Source organism: Treponema sp. R6D11, assembly GCF_054786075.1.
The window spans coordinates 1-990 of the sequence record NZ_BDHD01000461.1 but is presented as its reverse complement, the minus strand read 5'-3'; the positions used below and the strand labels follow the sequence as shown (position 1 = coordinate 990).

General features: G+C 51.9%; 1 protein-coding gene. It reads left to right on the top strand.

Annotation, left to right across the window (positions count from 1 at the left end):
* On the top strand, positions 1–990 hold a 990-nt coding region (locus ACYVTD_RS13970; RefSeq protein WP_461248332.1), incomplete at both ends, for a 6-hydroxymethylpterin diphosphokinase MptE-like protein.

Genomic DNA, 990 nt, shown 5'->3' with positions numbered 1-990 from the left:
GCATTAAAGTTATCCCCCTGCGGACAAGAACCGATCAAGAGCCAGAAAAATTCGGCAAAGCGGCGGACGTTATTCAAGAGGCGATAGACGCCGCCTCCGCCGATTTCAGCGTTCAGGCGCACTTCGGCCTTCGCTGGTTTTCCAACATTATCCGCAACGTGAAAAACGCAGCCGACACCGCAAAAGACCATGCGCTTCACTCGAAAAAAATCGACAAGGCGGCGATTGTGGCGGCGGGCCCTTCGCTGGACGGGCAGATAACCGCTCTTTCCGAATATAAATTGAAGGGGGTCTTTATCATCTGCTCCGACACCGCCATGCCCGTCCTTCTGCACAACGGCATTGCCCCCGACGCCGTAGTTTCGATTGACTGCCAGCACATCAGCCACTATCATTTTTTCGGCTGTAACATACAAAACATTCCGCTGGTCTTGGACATAGCAAGCCCTCCCCTGCTCTCCCGTTTTTCAACCAGCCCCGTCTTTTTTTCAAGCACGCATCCCCTCGCGCTCTACATTTCCCGTTATTGGCGCCCCTTACCCCTTCTCGACACGTCCGGCGGCAACGTAACCTACGCCTGCCTTTCCCTAGCGGAAGCGCTATGCGCGAAAGAAATAACCCTCTTTGGCGCTGACTTCTCATATATCCGCTCCCAATCTTACGCGAGAGGCACTTACATCAACCCCTACTTTGAAAGAAAGCAGAACCGCTTACAGCCCCTGGAAGAGCTGTCTTCCGCCTTTTTATACCGCGCCCCTTTTCTGCCGCCCGAAAACGAAAACCAAATCTACCGGGAAACGCAATCTCTGCGCTTTTACCGCCAAAAACTGGAAGAAAAAGCGGCGGCAATGAGCGCGCAAATCAGCGTTTTTCCAGGGCAGGGCGCTCCTGTTAATCTGACAAATAAAGTGGCGCATAATGAAGTTAAAACAAATCCTGTTAAACAAGCGCCTGAAAATCAACATAAAACTGGGATTGAGTTCCTTGAAC